The sequence below is a fragment of the Terrabacter terrae genome, from assembly GCF_039529575.1.
Lineage (GTDB): Bacteria > Actinomycetota > Actinomycetes > Actinomycetales > Dermatophilaceae > Terrabacter > Terrabacter terrae.
Genome location: NZ_BAAANB010000021.1, coordinates 891,053 through 907,075, shown reverse-complemented (window position 1 = coordinate 907,075; position 16,023 = coordinate 891,053). Strand labels below are relative to the sequence as shown.

16 protein-coding genes are annotated in these 16,023 nt (G+C 72.6%); 6 read left to right on the top strand and 10 right to left on the bottom strand.

Annotated elements, in window-relative coordinates; translation table 11 throughout:
* Nucleotides 1-2: 2 nt before the first annotated feature.
* Nucleotides 3-1,298: a hydroxyacid-oxoacid transhydrogenase gene (locus ABD194_RS14335; protein WP_343992490.1), complete on the bottom strand. Its 1,296-nt coding sequence runs from the start codon at nt 1,296-1,298 to the stop codon at nt 3-5.
* Between the two features lie 116 nt (nt 1,299-1,414).
* On the opposite strand from ABD194_RS14335, the gene ABD194_RS14330 reads away from it, so the two are divergent.
* From ABD194_RS14330 to ABD194_RS14315, 4 genes are read left to right on the top strand one after another with little or no spacing between them, the layout of a single operon-like run.
* The gene (locus tag ABD194_RS14330) at nt 1,415-2,167 is read left to right on the top strand and encodes a hypothetical protein (RefSeq protein ID WP_343992488.1); all 753 of its coding nucleotides are present in this window, start codon (nt 1,415-1,417) and stop codon (nt 2,165-2,167) included.
* 42 nt (nt 2,168-2,209) lie between these two features.
* A complete protein-coding gene (locus ABD194_RS14325) occupies nt 2,210-3,511 on the top strand; it encodes an NAD(P)/FAD-dependent oxidoreductase (protein ID WP_343992486.1) in 1,302 nt (433 codons plus the stop codon).
* Nucleotides 3,512-3,571: 60 nt separating this feature from the next.
* Entirely contained in the window at nt 3,572-5,332 is a 1,761-nt protein-coding gene (locus ABD194_RS14320) for a sodium:solute symporter family protein (protein ID WP_343992484.1), read from the top strand.
* Nucleotides 5,333-5,345: 13 nt separating this feature from the next.
* The gene (locus tag ABD194_RS14315; RefSeq protein WP_343992482.1) at nt 5,346-5,699 is read left to right on the top strand and encodes a hypothetical protein; all 354 of its coding nucleotides are present in this window, start codon (nt 5,346-5,348) and stop codon (nt 5,697-5,699) included.
* A 54-nt stretch (nt 5,700-5,753) separates the two neighbouring features.
* On the opposite strand, the gene mutM is transcribed toward ABD194_RS14315, so the two are convergent.
* From mutM to ABD194_RS14275, 8 genes are all read right to left on the bottom strand, one after another.
* Nucleotides 5,754-6,614, bottom strand: a complete 861-nt coding sequence (mutM, locus tag ABD194_RS14310) for a bifunctional DNA-formamidopyrimidine glycosylase/DNA-(apurinic or apyrimidinic site) lyase (RefSeq protein WP_343992480.1) — start codon at nt 6,612-6,614, stop codon at nt 5,754-5,756.
* Nucleotides 6,615-6,618: 4 nt separating this feature from the next.
* Complete coding sequence (rnc, locus tag ABD194_RS14305) at nt 6,619-7,398, bottom strand: ribonuclease III (RefSeq protein WP_343992478.1); 780 nt, start codon at nt 7,396-7,398, stop codon at nt 6,619-6,621.
* A gap of 52 nt (nt 7,399-7,450) precedes the next feature.
* The gene (gene rpmF, locus ABD194_RS14300; protein ID WP_142184271.1) at nt 7,451-7,645 is read right to left on the bottom strand and encodes a 50S ribosomal protein L32; all 195 of its coding nucleotides are present in this window, start codon (nt 7,643-7,645) and stop codon (nt 7,451-7,453) included.
* A gap of 1 nt (nt 7,646) precedes the next feature.
* Nucleotides 7,647-8,222, bottom strand: a complete 576-nt coding sequence (locus tag ABD194_RS14295; RefSeq protein ID WP_343992474.1) for a YceD family protein — start codon at nt 8,220-8,222, stop codon at nt 7,647-7,649.
* An 89-nt stretch (nt 8,223-8,311) separates the two neighbouring features.
* On the bottom strand, nt 8,312-8,800 hold the full coding sequence (gene coaD, locus ABD194_RS14290) for a pantetheine-phosphate adenylyltransferase (protein WP_343992472.1): 489 nt from the start codon (nt 8,798-8,800) through the stop codon (nt 8,312-8,314).
* A 41-nt stretch (nt 8,801-8,841) separates the two neighbouring features.
* On the bottom strand, nt 8,842-9,423 hold the full coding sequence (gene rsmD, locus ABD194_RS14285; protein ID WP_343992470.1) for a 16S rRNA (guanine(966)-N(2))-methyltransferase RsmD: 582 nt from the start codon (nt 9,421-9,423) through the stop codon (nt 8,842-8,844).
* Between the two features lies 1 nt (nt 9,424).
* Nucleotides 9,425-11,695 (bottom strand): ATP-dependent DNA helicase RecG, encoded by a 2,271-nt coding sequence (locus ABD194_RS14280; protein ID WP_343992468.1) that lies wholly within the window; start codon nt 11,693-11,695, stop codon nt 9,425-9,427.
* Between the two features lies 1 nt (nt 11,696).
* Nucleotides 11,697-13,493: a DAK2 domain-containing protein gene (locus ABD194_RS14275; protein ID WP_343992466.1), complete on the bottom strand. Its 1,797-nt coding sequence runs from the start codon at nt 13,491-13,493 to the stop codon at nt 11,697-11,699.
* Nucleotides 13,494-13,634: 141 nt separating this feature from the next.
* Between ABD194_RS14275 and ABD194_RS14270 the strand changes: the two genes are divergently transcribed.
* On the top strand, nt 13,635-14,408 hold the full coding sequence (locus tag ABD194_RS14270; protein ID WP_343992464.1) for a fructosamine kinase family protein: 774 nt from the start codon (nt 13,635-13,637) through the stop codon (nt 14,406-14,408).
* A 166-nt stretch (nt 14,409-14,574) separates the two neighbouring features.
* Nucleotides 14,575-14,763, top strand: coding sequence for a 50S ribosomal protein L28 (gene rpmB / locus ABD194_RS14265; RefSeq protein ID WP_343992462.1), 189 nt, complete (start codon nt 14,575-14,577; stop codon nt 14,761-14,763).
* Between the two features lie 134 nt (nt 14,764-14,897).
* Here rpmB and thiL read toward each other — a convergent pair whose 3' ends face one another.
* Complete coding sequence (gene thiL / locus ABD194_RS14260; RefSeq protein WP_343992460.1) at nt 14,898-15,899, bottom strand: thiamine-phosphate kinase; 1,002 nt, start codon at nt 15,897-15,899, stop codon at nt 14,898-14,900.
* Between the last annotated feature and the right edge of the window lie 124 nt (nt 15,900-16,023).

Below are 16,023 nucleotides of genomic sequence, written 5' to 3'. Positions count from 1 at the left end.
GGCTAGTCCCAGAGCTGCAGCGAGCGCTTGACGATGGCGGCGAGGTCCTCGGCCCCCACCTCACGCGGGCTGGTGGCGAGCAGGCGCTGCTGCTTGAGGGCGCCCTCGACGAGGTCGTCGACGTCGGCCTCGCCGTAGCCGACGGCCCGCAGGCCGTTCGGCATCCCGATGTCGCGCATGAGGTCGACGAGCACGCCGGGGAGCACGTCGCGCGGCTCCCCCGCCCACCGTGCACCGTGGCCGGGGTCGAGCAGCCGGGCGGCCGCCAGGTGACGCTCGGGGTCGGCCTCGAAGGTCCACCGGAAGGCCTCGGGCGCCGTCAGTGCGACGGCCATGCCATGGGGCACCATCGGCTCGTCACGGGGGTAGTCGTCCGGGTGGAAGTCCCGGACCCGCCCCGCGACGGGGTACGCGTTGGCGTGCGGCACGTGGACCCCTGCGTTGCCGAAGCCCAAACCCGCGAACGTCGCCGCGAGAGCCATGTCGCCGCGTGCTCCCTCGTCGGAGCCGTCGCGCACCGCGGTGCGGAAGGCCTTGGCCAGCAACGACATCGCACGCTCCGACCACATGTCGGCGATCGGGTTGCTGCCGCAGTACGGCACCCGCTCCCCCGGCTGCTTGCGCTCGTAGGTCGTGAACGGTCGAGCGGTCCAGCTCTCGAGCGCGTGGCACAGGATGTCCATGCCGGCGCTCGCGGTGACCCCGGCCGGCTGGCTGGCGGTGAGCCGGGGGTCGACGACCGCCAGGCTCGGCCGGAGCCGGACGTGGCTGATGCCGGTCTTGACCCGGAGCGACAGGACGTCCAGGACGCAGATGGTCGTGCTCTCCGCCCCGGTGCCCGTCGTCGTCGGCACCGCGACGAGCGGGGCGAGCGGCCGGCTCGGCGCGCGGGCCGCCCCCACGGGCGCATTGACGTAGTCCATGAGGTCGCCGCCGTCGCTCAGCAGCAGGTCGACGGCCTTGGCGGTGTCGATGGAGGACCCGCCCCCGACGGCGACGTAGCCGTCGAACGGGCCGTCGGCACGGGCCCGCTCCGCCGCGGCGACGAGGCTGGCGTCGGTCGGCTCCACGTGGGCCGAGTCGTGCACGACGGCCTCGAGCCCGAAGCCTCGTATCCGCTCGGCGACCCTGTCGGGCCACCCGGTCTCGAGCACCCCCGGATCGGTGACGACGAGCACGCGGCCGGCGCCGAGCCCCAGCAGGTCGTGCCCGATCTCGTCGGCGGCTCCGGCTCCGAACTTCAGCGAGGGCGCGCCGTAGGTGAAGACGGACTCAGGGTTCGCTGGCGACCACGTCATGGGGTCACCCTGCCACGGGCCGGCAGGGGTGTGTCGCTCGGACGGTGGGCGTAGCCTTGGTGCTCGCGTCGAACGGTCAGGGGATTCTTCCGACCGCCGTGGAGGACTCCATGCGCATGACCAACCCGACCAGAGCCGCTTGCGCTGCCGCGCTCGTGACCGCAACCATGACGATCCCGACGGCAAGCCACGCGAGCGGCGACCGATCGTGTCCGCTGCCGACCTACGGCCCGGGCAGCTCGTACCGTCCCACCATCGGGCCGTCCGACTTCTCCGCCCACGTCACCAACCCGTGGTTCCCGCTCCGCCCTGGCACCACGTACGTCTACACGGGGACGAAGGACGGCAAGCACGCGCTGGACGTCGTCACGGTCTCCCGGCAGACGAAGGCGATCGACGGCGTCAGGACGAGGGTGGTCCAGGACCGGCTGTTCCTGGACGGGGTCCTCGAGGAGCGGACCGCCGACTACTACGCGCAGGACCGCTGCGGCAACGTCTGGTACTTCGGCGAGGACACCGCGGTCCTGGACGCGCACGGCCACGTGACGGACCGGTCCGGGTCCTTCCACGCCGGAGTGGGCGGCGCACAGCCGGGCGTGTACCAGCAGCGCGGGCCCGAGATCGGTCGGCTGTTCCGCCAGGAGTGGTTCAAGGGGCAGGCCGAGGACCGCTACCGCGCGCTCACGACCGCGGCGTCGGTCACCGTGCCCTACGGCGACTTCCGCAATGCCCTGCGCACCGAGGAGCGGACCGACCTCGAACCGGGCGTCGTGGACAACAAGTACTACGTGCGCGGCATCGGGGTGGTCGAGGAGCTGACGGTCAAGGGCGGCACCGAGAGCCTGCACCTGGTCGACGTGCTGCGCTGATCGCTCCGACCCCTCGCGGCCCCGCCACCTAAGGTGTGGGGCATGACGGACCAACGCCCTGCCCGGACCTTGGTCGTCGGCGCGGGGCAGGCCGGCATCTCGCTCGTGACGGCCCTTCGGGAGCTCGGCGACACCGGCCCCGTCGTCCTCGTCGGCGACGAGCCGGAGCCGCCCTACGAACGGCCGCCGCTGTCGAAGAGCTACCTGCGGGGCGAGCACGACCGCGCCTCGCTCGTCTTCCACGACACGGGCTGGTTCGCCGACCGGGGCGTCGAGCTGGTGACCGGTGACGCCGTCGTCGGCATCGAGCGCGACCTCGCGGGCGGCCGGGCCACGACGACCTCGGGGCGGACACTCGAGTTCGACCGCCTCGCGCTCACGACCGGCGCCGCCAACCGGACGCTTCCCGTGGCCGACGCGCGCCACGAGGAGCCCGGCTGCCCTGTCGCCACCACGGGACTGCACTCGATCCGCACGCTGGCCGACGCCGACCGCCTGGCCCCGGAGCTGCGGCGGGCCCGCCAGGTCGTCGTCGTGGGCGGCGGCTTCATCGGCCTCGAGATAGCCGCCGGGGCGCGGCTGCTCGGCGCCGACGCGACGGTCGTCGAAGTCGCTCCTCGCCTGCTCGACCGCGCCGTCAGCCCTGGGCTGGCTGATGCAGTGCGGCAGGCCCACGAACGCCGCGGCACGCGGGTGCTGCTGCGCACCGGTGCCGTCCGCGTCGTGGTCGAGGACGGCCGCGCCAGAGGTGTCGAGCTGACCGACGGCACGACGCTGCCGGCCGACGTCGTCGTGGTCGGCATCGGGGTGGTCCCGCGCACCGAGCTCGCGGCACAGCTCGGCCTCCTCGTCGAGCCGCGCGGCATCGTCGTCGACCAGAACGCCGTCGCGTCCGACGGCCTGACCGTCGCCGCCGGTGACTGCGCCGTCGGGCCCAACCCCTTCGGCCGCGGGCTGGGCGGTCCTACCCGGCTCGAGAGCGTGGCGCACGCGACGGACCAGGCGCATGCGGCGGCCTCGGCCCTGGCCGGCCACCCCTCGGCATACGACCGCGTGCCGTGGTTCTGGAGCGACCAGGGCGACCTGCGCCTGCAGATGGCCGGGCTCCCCCACGGCGCGGACCGCACCGTCCTGCGCGGTGACGCTGCGGCGGAACGGTTCTCGCTGCTCAGCTACCGCGACGGCCTGCTCATCGCGGTGGAGTCGGTCGGCAGCCCCGCCGACTACCTGGCGGTGAAGCGAGCGCTCGAGAAGGGTATGACCATCGAAGCCGACGCGGCTGCCGACACCGCGGTCCCCCTCAAGCGGCTCATCACCGAGGCTCCGGCCCCCGGCCCGTCCTGACGCGCCCGGCACCGCACGCTGCGTTAGCGTGAGTCGTTGCCCAACGAAGGGACGTTTCCAATGCATGCTCTGGCGGGTCTGCCCACCGCGGACACCCTGATCAGCGCGAATCCCGTCGACTACGTCATCATCGCGCTCTACTTCGTCTTCGTCCTCGGCATCGGGGTCATGGCCAGGCGCGCCGTCTCCGACTCCATCGACTTCTTCCTCTCCGGCCGGTCGCTCCCGGCCTGGGTCACCGGCCTCGCCTTCATCTCGGCGAACCTCGGCGCCGTCGAGATCATGGGCATGTCGGCCAACGGCGCCGAGCTCGGCATCTCGACCGTGCACTACTTCTGGGTCGGCGCCATCCCCGCCATGCTCTTCCTCGGCGTCGTGATGATGCCCTTCTACTACGGCTCGCGCGTGCGCTCCGTCCCGGAGTTCATGTTCCGCCGCTTCGGCACGGGCGCCCACCTCGTCAACGCCCTCAGCTTCGCGCTCGCCCAGCTGCTCATCGCCGGCGTCAACCTCTACCTGCTCGGCTCGATCGTGCACGCGCTGCTCGGCTGGCCGCTGTGGCTCACGCTGATCGTGGCCGCCGCCATCGTGCTGTCCTACATCACCCTCGGCGGGCTCTCGGCGGCGATCTACAACGAGGTGCTGCAGTTCTTCGTCATCGTCGCTGCCCTGCTGCCGCTGACCCTGATCGGCCTGCACCGGGTGGGCGGCTGGTCGGGGCTGCAGGACAAGATCACCCAGTTCGCCTCGAGCCCGGCTGCCACCAAGGCGGGAGTCGCCCCTGCCGAGCAGCAGCTGCACTCCTGGCCCGGTGAGGCGCTATCCGGCTTCAGCTCTCCGATCTGGTCGGTGATCGGCATCGTCTTCGGCCTCGGCTTCGTGCTCTCCTTCGGCTACTGGACGACGAACTTCGTCGAGGTCCAGCGGGCGATGGCCTCCAACTCGATCTCGGCCGCGCGCAAGACCCCGATCATCGGGTCCTTCCCGAAGATGTTCGTGCCGTTCATCGTCATCGTGCCCGGCATGATCGCCGCGGTCCTCGTCAAGGAGATCGGCCAGCTCAAGGCCGGCGGCTCGCCGCCCGGCGGCGCCTCCGGCCAGGGCGTCAAGTACAACGACTCGCTGCTGCTCCTGATGCGCGACATCCTGCCCAACGGCCTGCTCGGCGTCGCGATCGCCGGTCTGCTCGCTGCCTTCATGGCCGGCATGGCCGCCAACATCTCGGCGTTCAACACCGTCTTCAGCTACGACCTGTGGCAGCGCTACATCCGCAAGAACCACAGCGACGACTACTACCTGCGCATCGGTCGGCTCGCGACCGTCGGCGCGACCGTCATCGCGATCTTCACGGCCATCGTCGCCAGCTCGTTCAGCAACGTCATGGACTACCTCCAGACGCTCTTCGGCTTCTTCAACGCGCCGCTCTTCGCCACGTTCATCCTCGGCATGTTCTGGAAGCGGATGACGGCCACCGCCGGCTGGGTGGGCCTGTCAGCGGGCACACTGTCGGCCGTCGTCGTCGCGCTGCTCAGCGAGGACGCGTTCGGCTCGCTCAGCCTCGGGGTCATCCCGATCAGCGGACAGGGTGCTGCCTTCGTCGCTGCCTCGGCCGCCTTCGTCGTCGACATCGTGCTCAGTGTCGTCGTCTCGCTCGTGACGGAGCCCAAGCCGGCGAAGGAGCTGCGCGGCCTCGTCTACTCCGAGACGCCCCGCGAGGACCTCGTCGACCCGGAGGAGCACCGGCTGCCGTGGTTCCGGCGCACGCTGCCGCTCGCCGGCATCTCGCTCGTCCTCGTCATCATCCTCAACTTCTTGTTCTGACAGGAGCATCGACATGAGTGACCACCACGACGCCCCTGACCTGACGAACGGGACCGACGCGCCCGATCCGGACGACACTCGGGTCCGGCGGCACACCGCCGGCGCCTTCGACATCCGCAACTTCATCGGCGCCCTGCTCGGCCTCTACGGCGTGATCCTCACGCTGCTCGGAATCTTCGGGGACAAGGCCTACGACAAGACGGGCAACGTCAACGCCAACCTGTACGCCGGCATCGTCCTGCTCGTCATCAGCGCGATCTTCATCGCCTGGGCAAGGCTCAAGCCCATCCTCGTCCCGGAGCACGTCGAGCCCGTCGAGCAGGACCCGACGCGCCCGGCGCCCAAGCGCCGGCAGACCCGGCACTGACGGCCACCGCCTCCCCGCGCAGCCCCGCGGCCCGTCCCCTGACCGTCGCGACGGTCAGGACGGGCTGCGGCGTCTTGGCCGGGGCTGGCACACCGGGCACGAGAACGACGAGCGGTTCATGAACTGCTCGCGCCGCATCACGGCGCCGCACCGGTCGCACGGCGTGCCGGCCCGGCCGTACGCGTGGAGCGAGCGGTCGAAGTAGCCGCTGGCGCCGTTGACGTTGACGTAGAGCGCGTCGAAGCTCGTGCCACCCTGGCCGAGCGCCTCGGCCATGACCTCTCGCGCGTGATCGAGGATGCGCGCGAGCGTCGGCTTGGTGAGCGAGGAGCAGAGCCGCTCCCCGTGGACCTTCGCGCGCCAGAGCGCCTCGTCGGCGTAGATGTTGCCGATGCCCGACACGAGCGTCTGGTCGAGCAGGGCACGCTTGACGGCGCTGTCGCGCTGCTTCATCCGGCGGACGACAGCAGCCTGGTCGTAGGCGGGCTCGAACGGGTCGGGAGCGATGTGGGCCACCGACTCGGGGATGCCGTCGGGCCGCAGCGGTGACAGCGCCAGGCCGCCGAAGGTTCGCTGGTCCACGAAGCGCAGCTGCGGTCCCGCGTCATCGAAGTCGAAGCGGGCGTGGCAGTGCTTCTCGAGCGGCGCGTCGGCCGGCTCGACGAGCATCTGCCCGCTCATCCCGAGGTGGACGATGAGGGCGTCCTCGCCGTCGAGGGCGAGCCAGAGGTACTTGCCGCGCCGCGAGGCCGCGGTGACGGTGACGTCGTGGAGGCGCTGGGCCAGGTCCTCGGGTCCGGCGTCATGACGGCGGGCGACGCGTACGCCGGTGACGCGGGCGCGCGACACGTGCCGGCCCACGACGTGCTCCTCGAGGCCACGGCGGACGACCTCGACCTCGGGCAGCTCAGGCACCGGGTCAGGTCCCGGCGACCGACCCGTTGGACGGGCGGGACGCATCGGTCTCCGAGCCGTCGGCATCCGAGCTTCGGCCGGCGGTGCGACGACCGTCGAGGGTGTGCCACGCCTCCTTGGCCGCCTTCTGCTCGGCTTCCTTCTTGGAGCGTCCGTGGCCCTCGCCGAGGACCTCCTCGCCGACGACGACGCGGGCGTGGAACTCCTTCTCGTGGTCGGGCCCCTGCTCGCCCACCCGGTACTCCGGCGAGCCGAGTGCGAAGCCGGCCGCCATCTCCTGCAGGCTCGTCTTCCAGTCGAGGCCGGCGCCGAGCGTGGCCGCCTCCTCGATGATGGGGTCGAAGTGGTGGTGCACGAAGCGGGCGGCGAGATCGATGTCCGTCGAGAGGAACACCGTGCCGATCAGGGCCTCGAGCGTGTCGGCCAGGATCGAGGCCTTGTCGCGGCCACCGGTGGCCTCCTCGCCCTTGCCGAGCATGACGTAGCGGCCGAGGTCGAAGGTGCGGGCGACGTCGGCCAGGGCCCGCATGTTGACGACGGCGGCGCGCAGCTTGGCCAGCTGGCCCTCGGCGAGGTCGGGGTGCTCGCGGTAGAGCGACTCGGTCACGACGAGCCCGAGGACGGAGTCGCCCAGGAACTCGAGGCGCTCGTTGTTGGGCAGTCCGCCGTTCTCGTAGGCGTAGGACCGGTGCGTCAGGGCACGCAGGAGCAGCGGCTCGTCGATGTCCTGCCCGACCACCTCGCGGAGGTGGGCGATCAGAGCATCGACGGGCCGCTGCGGCACCGCCGGAACACCCCCAGCGCCGATTGAGCTCACGGGGCTGCTCACGGGGTGATCAGGCCTGGTGCTCGGTGCGCTCGGCAGCGGCGTAGTGACGGCCCTTGTACGTGCCGCACGACGGGCACGCGATGTGCGGCTGGTTCGCCGCACCGCACTGGGGGCACGTGGAGAGCGTCGTCGGCGTTGCCTTCCAGTTCGCACGACGCGAACGGGTGTTGGAGCGCGACATCTTCCGCTTCGGGACAGCCACGTCAGTTCCTCTTCTCTTGCGGGTCGTTCCCCAGCAGTCCGCTGAGGGACGACCACCTCGGGTCGATCACTTCATGATGATGGTCCGGGTCCTCCGCGAGGTGCATCCCACACTCGGAACACAACCCCGGGCAGTCCGGCCGGCACACCGGTTGGAACGGCAGCGTCGGCACGACAGCGTCCCGGAGCACGGGCTCGAGGTCGATGAGGTCACCGACCAGCTCGTGCACCTCGTCCTCGTCCGAGTCGGCTCCCACCTCGTGGTGGTGCGCCGCCCGGTCGGCGTAGGCGAACAGCTCCTGGAAGGTCCCCTCGACTTCGAGCTCGAGGGGGTCCAGGCACCGCACGCAGGCGCCGGTCGCCGTGCCACTGACCGAACCCGTGACGAGGACACCTTCGACGACGGACTCGAGGCGCACCTCGACCTGGACCGGCTCGCCGGCCTTGATCGAGATGACGTCGGTGCCGAGGTCGTCGGGCAACGTCACCGTGCGCGAGAGCTCCTGCATCGTGCCCGGTCGCCGAACGAGCTCCCGGGTGTCGAGCACCAGGGGGGAACGGGGATCGGGACGGTCCATGACTCCTGCGCACAGTAGAGGATTCGGCCCGCGCCAAGACGGACGTGGACCGACGTCCAAGGCTACTAGAGGCACGGCGTGCGCCCAAATCAGCCCAGACGCTCGCGCAGCGCCGCCAGGACGGCGTCCGGGACCAGGCCGCTGACGTCGCCGCCGTAGCGCACGACCTCCTTGATGAGCGAGCTCGACACGTGCTGCAGGGCCGGGTCGGCGGGGATGAAGAGGGTCTCGACACCGCTGAGGTGGTGGTTCATCGTGGCCATCGGCAGCTCGTAGGCGAAGTCGGTGCCGCCGCGCAGCCCCTTGACCATGCTGCTCGCGCCCACCTCACGGCACACGTCGACGACCAGCGTGCCGGCCCACGCCCCGATGCGGACGTTCGGCAGGTGGCCCACCGACTGCTCGAGAAGGGCGACGCGCTCGTCGACCGAGAACGTGCCCTGCTTCGAGGGGTTGTGCAGGATGGCGACGACGACCTCGTCGAAGAGCCGGCTGGCACGCGTCACCACGTCGACGTGGCCGTTGGTGAGCGGGTCGTAGGAGCCGGGGCAGACACACCGGCGCGCGGGGCTCGTCACGCCGCCAACCTACCGTCCGGGCCGAACCGCGCGACGCAGGCTCACGCGACGACGTCGCTGGGCGGCGGCTCGGCGAACCACACGGCCGTCTCGCCGTAGCGCTTCTCCCCCGACAGCTCCAGCCCCTCGGGCCAGCTGGGCTGCGGCGAGCGGCTGGACCGCTCGACGACGACGAGCGCGTCGGAAGCGAGCCACCGGTGCTCGACGAGGCCGGCCAGGACGGCGGCGAGGGCCTCCTCCGTGACGTCGTAGGGCGGGTCGAGGAGCACGAGGTGCATGCGCACGTCCGCCGGCGGCCCCGCGGCGACGGCACGCTCGACGGTGTCGGCCACCACGCGTACGGCCCGGTGGCCGACGACGGCGGCGTTGGCGCGGATGACCTTCGCGGCCGCCTTGTGCGACTCGACGAGCAGCACGAGCGACGCCCCCCGGCTCGCGGCCTCGAGACCCAGGGCCCCCGACCCGGCGTAGAGGTCGAGGACGTTGGTGCCGTCCAGGAGCCCCCGGTGCTCCAGGCGGCTGAAGAGCGCCTCCCTGACCCGGTCGGAGGTGGGTCGGGTCGAGGACCCGGAGGGTGTCTGCAGCCGACGACCGCCCGCGCTGCCACTGATGATCCGAGTCACGTCAGCCTCGCTCCAGCCATGCCGCCTGCTCCTCGTCCAGCCGCATCGCCACGGCCGCGGCGAGCGCGGGGTGCGCCCGCAGCTCCGGGTCGCGCTCGACGAGCGCGAAGGCGTCCTCACGGGCGTCGGCGATGATCTGCTCGTCCTCGACGCGGCCGAGGCGCAGGTGGCGCACCGAGTTGGCCCGTCCGCTCTGGCGCGCCCCGAGGACGTCGCCCTCGCGGCGCAGCAGGAGGTCGGCGCGGGCGAGCTCGAAGCCGTCGGTCGTCGCGGCCACCTGGTGGAGCCGCTCCATCGCCCGCTCGCCCGGGTCCCGTGTCATGAGCAGGCAGAGCCCCGGAACGGCTCCACGCCCGACGCGACCACGGAGCTGGTGCAGCTGGGAGATGCCGAAGCGGTCGGCGTCGACGACGACCATGACGGAGGCGTTGGGCACGTCGACCCCGACCTCGATGACGGTCGTGGCCACGAGCACGTCGATCTCACCGGCCGAGAAGGCGCGCATGGTGGCGTCCTTGGCGTCGGGGTCCAGCCGACCGTGCAGGACCGCGATGCGGACGCCCGCGAGCGCGGGGGTGGCCTGCAGCGTGCTGAGCATGGCGTAGACACCGGTGAGCTCGCGCGCCGGCCCCTCCGGCGCATCGGCCCCGGCGTCGCCGTCCTCGCCGTCCTCGCCGTCCCAGTGCGCGTCCCAGCCGGCGTCCTCGTCGGAGCTGTCGCGGGTGCTCGACGAGCCGGCGCCCGGCTCGTCGTCGACGTCGCCGATGCGGGGGCAGACGACGTATGCCTGGTGTCCCGCGGCGACCTCCTCGGCCACCCGTGCCCACGTGCGCTCCACCCAGCCCTGCCGGTCGGCGTCGACGACGTGGGTCGCGATCGGCGAGCGCCCGCGGGGCAGCTCGCGAAGGGTCGAGGTCTCCATGTCGCCGAAGACCGTCATGGCCACGGTGCGCGGGATGGGGGTCGCCGTCATGACGAGGACGTGGGGTGGCCGGCTGCCCTTCTCGCGCAGGGCGTCGCGCTGCTCGACGCCGAAGCGGTGCTGCTCGTCGACGACCACGAGCGCGAGGTCGGCGAACTGGACGTGCTTCTGGATCAGCGCGTGCGTGCCGACGACGATGCCGGCCTCGCCGGACGCGGCGTCGAGCAGCGAGCGACGGCGCGCCGCAGCACTCTGGCTGCCGGTCAGCAGGGCGACCGTGGTGCCGAACTCCGCGCCGCCGAGCATCCCGCCCTGGGCGAGGTCGCCGAGCATCGTGGTGATGGACCGGTGGTGCTGGGCGGCGAGCACCTCGGTGGGCGCGAGCAGGGCGGCCTGGCCTCCGGCGTCGATGGCGGCCAGCATCGCCCGCAGCGCGACCATCGTCTTGCCCGAGCCGACCTCACCCTGGAGCAGCCGGTGCATCGGGCGGTCCGACGCCAGCTCGGCGGAGAGCACCTCGCCGACCTCGCGCTGGCCCGCGGTGAGCTCGAAGGGCAGGCGGGCGTCGAAGGCGGCCAGCAGTCCGCCGGGGCGTGGGGGCCGAGGCGTCGCCAGCTCGGACTCCGCGGCCTTGCGGCGCTGGGCGAGGATGGTCTGCAGGACGAACGCCTCGTCGTACTTCAGGCGCTCGAGGCCCCGCGCCGGCTGGTCCTCGACGGCCGGGCGGTGGACGAGCTCGAGCGCCACCGCGCGGTCGAGCAGACCGCGCGCGGCGCGTACGTCGTCGGGAACGGGCTCGCGGATGCGGTCGACGGAGTCGAGCGCCTGGTAGACGAGCCGCCGCAGCTTGAGGGAGTTGAGCTTGCCGGTCGTCGAGTAGACCGGGACGCGGTGCGTGCGGTACCACTCGACGGCCGCGTCGCCCTGCGCCTCGTCGTCGAAGAGCTCGTACTCGGGGTGCGTCAGCTGCAGCCGGCGGCCGTAGGCGCCGATCTGCCCGACGAAGAAGCCACGGACGCCGGGGTGCAGCTTGCCCTCGTGGCCGTAGGCGCTGAAGAACGTGACGTCGAGCTCGTTGCCGAGGTCGTCGCCGATGACGACCGTCAGCATCCGGCCGCGGCGGTTGCGCATGGGGCGGGTCGTCGCCGTCTTGACCTCGGCCACGACGAGGACGTCATCGCCGACGTGGAGCGAGGACAGGTCGGTCAGCTGTCCGGGGCGCACGTAGCGGCGGGGCACGAACTCGAAGAGGTCGGCCACGCTGAGCAGGCCCTTGTTGCGGGCCAGCTGCTCGGCCTCGGCCTTCTTGACGAGCTTGGTCAGGGGCGAGTCCTCGGTCAGCACCGGCATCTCACTCCACCCCCAGCAGCACCGGGTAGACCGCCTGCCCACCCTTGACGAGCGACACCTCGATGCCGTGGTGCGCGCGCCGCGCCTCCTCCTTGACGGCCTCGACGAGCCCGTCCGGGGCGTCGGTCCCGGCCACCACGGTGACGAGCTCGCCGCCACTGGAGAGCAGCCGGCGGACGACCTCCCGTGTGACGGACAGCTGGTCGGCGCCGATGACGACGACGTCGCCGTCGACCACGCCGAGCACGTCCCCCTCCTCGCACGGGCCCCCGCTGGTGAGCGCCGCCCGATCGGCGACCGCCACGGCCCCGTGCCGGGTCGCCGAAGCCGCCGCCTGCATCGCCAGGACGTTGGCGGCTGCGCTCGCCGTGGGCTCGAAGACGGCGAGGGCGGCGAGGCCCTGCACCGCCGTGCGCACGTGGACGAGATGGGCCTCGATGCCCTCGTCGTCCGCCGCACGGACCGCCGCTGCCGCCGCGAGCAGCGTGTCGCCGTCGTCGGGGAGGACGACGACGCCAGAGGCTCCGCGGGCGTGCTGCTCCCGGATGGCGTCGATGAGACTGCCCGTGGAGGCCCGTCGTCCCGAGCCGGAGGCGACGACGACAGCGCCGGCCTCCTCGAAGAGAGCCGTGAGCCCACCGCCGGCAGCGCAGGCCACGACCCCCGCGGGCCGCCGCTCCACGGAGCCGAGCCGTTGCATCCCCGCCGCGCCCTCGCGCCCGGGGTGCGGGTGAGACCCCTGCGTCAGAGCCGTGATGCGCACGCGGTGGGGACGACCGGCCTCGATACCGGCTTCGACGGCTGCACCCGCGTCGTCGACATGGGCGTGGACGGTCCACTCACCGTCGCTCCCCACCACGAGCACCGAGTCACCGAGCTGCACGAGCCGGCCACGGAGGACGTCGACCGCGGCGTCGTCGGAGTCGCGCAGCAGGTACATGACCTCGAACTGCGGTGTCGCGGCCACTCCCGCGTCGTCCGCCTCGGTGGAGGGAGCGGGAGGCAGGGCAGGGAGGCCGACCTCCGGACGGCGCCGCAGCCGGTGCCGGGAGGCGTCGTCGGAGGGCTGCCCGCGGTGGCCGGAGCAGACCTGTTCGAGGCACTCGAGGAGCACGACGAGGCCCGCGCCGCCGGCGTCGACGACGCCCGCGCGGGCCAGCACCTCCAGCTGCTCGGGGGTGTGCTCGAGGGCCTGCCGAGCGGCCGCCAGCGCCGCGCGCGCCACCGCGTGGACCCCGCCGGCGACATCCCCAGCGACATCCCCGGCGACATCCCCGGCGACATCCCCAGCGACATCCCCAGCGACATCCCCAGCGGCATCCCCCACGACGCGGGCGGCCGCCTGCGCCATCGCGGTGGCCACGGTGAGGATGGTCCCCTCCTGTGGGTCCGCCACCGCCTGGCGCGCACGCTCCTCTGCACGCCGCAGCCCCTCGGCCAGCACCCGGCCGTCGATCTCGACCGCGCCTGCGCACCCCTCGGCGAGGCCCCGGGAGAGCTGGCTGAGGATGACGCCGGAGTTGCCCCGGGCCGTCCACAGCAGGTGCCGGGCGAAGACCGAGAGCAGCCGGTCGGCCGTCGTGATGTCGGTGGCCGCGAGCGTGCGCTCCACCGCGCCGTCGAAGGTGAGGTAGAGGTTGGTGCCCGTGTCGCCGTCGGGGACCGGGAAGACGTTGAGCGCGTCGATCTCCGTGCGACGGGCCGCCAGGAGCGACCGCGTCAGCGCTGCCCAGCGGCGGATGGCCGCCAGGTCGAGCACGGCGAGGGGTCCGTCGGGCGACGGCGCTGCGCCGGGCATCGGACCTCCTGCTCGTCGTGCTGGACATCGGGCTCGCCGATGCTGGGCAGGCTAGCGCCTCCCCCGGACGGTCGCATGCAACCCTCCGGCCGCCGGGCGGCCACCGGGCGGGCACCGGTCCTCCACGGTTACGTTGGGAGCGTGACCACCACCAGGGACCGGCACCGGAAGACGCAGGACGACGCCCCCTCCGGCTTCTTTGAGGCGGAGGCCGCCGGACTGCGCTGGCTCGCGGAGGCGGAGTCCCGCGGCGGCGCCCGGGTGGTCCCGGTTCTCGACGTCGGGACCCACCACATCGACCTGGAGCGGCTGCACCCCTCCCGCCCGACCGACCAGCACGCGGAGGCGCTCGGACGAGGTCTCGCCCTGACCCACGCCGTGGGTTCGGCCGCCTTCGGCGCTCCCCCGGCCGGCTGGGTGGGTGACGCGTGGATCGGGCGCCAGCCGCAGAGCAACGACCCGAGCCCGACATGGGGCGCCTTCTACGCCGAGCAGCGGGTGCGGCCCTTCGTGCGTCGCGCGCTCGACCGGGGGCACCTCGCCCGGGCCGGGGCCCAGATCGTCGACCGCGTCTGCGACCGACTGGCCGCCGGCGACTTCGACGACGACCGCCCGCCCGCCCGGATCCACGGCGACCTGTGGTCGGGCAACGTCGTCTTCACCGGCGAGGGCGCCGTCCTCATCGACCCGGCGGCGCACGGGGGCCACGGCCTCACCGACCTGGCCATGCTGGCCCTCTTCGGCTGCCCGGGGCTCGCCCGGGTCACGGCCGCCTACGAGGAGGCCGCCCGCCTCGCGGTCGGATGGCGCGAGCTCGTGCCCCTGCACCAGCTGCACCCGCTCGCCGTGCACGCGGCGTCGCACGGCTCCTCGTATGCCGCCCCGCTCGTCGACGCGGCCCGCGCCTTCGCATGAGGTGCCCTCCCGGACCGCTCTCGTCGTTTTGTCGTCGGAGCGAGTCGTCGGCTACTCTTTACCGGTTCCCCCCGTGCACTGCGGGGTGACGCGCGCCTTCGTGCGTCTGCCCCGAGCCGGTGGTGGAGCTTCGCACTTCATCAACATCGAACTTCAGGAGATACCCGTGGCTGCCAACTGCGACGTCTGCGGCAAGGGACCGAGCTTCGGTCACAACATCTCGCACTCGCACCGCCGCACCAAGCGCCGCTGGAACCCCAACATCCAGCGCGTTCGGACGCTGGTGAACGGTGTGACGCCGAAGCGAGTCAACGTCTGCACCTCCTGCCTCAAGGCGGGCAAGGTCGTTCGCTGAACGCCCCTCACCACACGCAAGAAGGCCGGTCCCGTCGGGGCCGGCCTTCTTCGTGCCCCGGCGCCAGGTGCGTCGAGGTGATCCCCCGCGACCCGGGCGCGACGGCATACCTCCATCGCGGGGGTCGACGGCGCTCAGGTCGTCCGGAAGTGGTCCCAGCCGGTGTGCGTGACGACGCGTCCGTCGACGAGGATGCCGGCCGCCTCCCCGTCGCCCGGGGCACGGACCCTGCCGATCACCCGCCACCCCTCCGGCAGGTCTCCGGGCGGGAAGGTGGCGAGGAGCGAGTGCTCCTCTCCCCCGGCCAGGACGCAGTCGAGCGCCTGCTCGGCCCCCAGCACGTCGGCGAGGACGTCGACGTAGGGCACGAGCGCCTCCAGGTCCAGGTCGATGACGACGTGGCTCGCCCGCGCGATCCGACCTCCGTCCCGGAGCAGCCCGTCGCTGACGTCGAGCATGGCCGTCGCGCCGGCAGCTGCGGCCCCGGGTCCGGCTGCCAGCGGCGGCCGGGGGCGCCGGTGCGTCTGCACCGCCTCGGGCAGCCGCTCGACCGCATCGGCTTGGAGCAGCCGCAGGCCCGCGTCGGAAAGGCCGAGGGAGCCCTTCACGGCGAGGACGTCGCCGGGGCGCGCGCCCGAGCGGAGCACGGGCGCCCCGTCGAGCCGGCCCAGGGCCGTCACCGAGACCATGACCACACCGGCCGGCGCCGACGAGAGGTCGCCGCCGAGCACGGCCACCCCGGCTGCCGCGCACGCCTCGGCCAGACCCCTCGTGTGGTCGATGACCCACTCGAGGGAGAGCTCCGGGTCGGCCACGAGGGTGACGAGCACGCCCGTCGGGACGCCGCCCATCGCGGCGACGTCGGCGAGGTTCTGCGCCACCACCTTGTGCCCGATGTCCGCGCCCGAGGACCACGCGTCCAGCCAGTCGCGGCCGAGCACGACCGTGTCGGTCGTGGCGATCGTGCGATCGGACGTGCGCAGCACCGCGGCGTCGTCACCGGGTGCGACGACGAGGTCGTCGCTCGGTGGGAACGCCGGGATGATGTGTCCGAGCAGCTCCTCCTCGTCGAGGGAGCGCAGCGGCGTGCCACCCGTCATCATCGGCCCGCGCTCGGACCGCCGCGCGTTCGGCACGGGTCACACCCTCTCGGTCGGCGGCCGGCTCAGGGCCTGGTATCCGGCGGGACGTGGAGCCCCATGGCAAGGTAGCGTCAGGGCACGGTCGCAGTCACACTGAGGCCTGCCGTTCCGACCGGTC